General features: G+C 57.9%; 1 protein-coding gene. It reads left to right on the forward strand.

Annotated features, from left to right (window positions below; genetic code table 11):
* Positions 1–164 (forward strand): transposase (locus C6W92_RS17520; RefSeq protein WP_277815910.1); only part of this gene is annotated, 164 nt, incomplete at its 5' end.
* Positions 165–254 lie beyond the last annotated feature (90 nt).

Genomic DNA, 254 nt, shown 5'->3' on the forward strand with positions numbered 1-254 from the left:
GCCGCGAGAACGAGGTCGACATCTTGCGCGGGGTGCTGTCGAGCGATCACGTCCACATGTTCGTCTCGGTGCCGCCGAAGCTCGCGATCTCGGATCTGGTGCGCAAGATGAAGGGCCGTTCGTCCCATGACCTGCCACGGGATTTTTCCTCCACTTGGAACTAGAGTCCGACCCAACGAAGGGACGGACAATGAAGCGATCAAGATTTTCGGAAGAACAGATCATCGGCATTTTGACCGAGCATGAGGCTGGCG

This window comes from Roseovarius sp. A46 (assembly GCF_004126395.1).
Lineage (GTDB): Bacteria > Pseudomonadota > Alphaproteobacteria > Rhodobacterales > Rhodobacteraceae > Roseovarius > Roseovarius nitratireducens.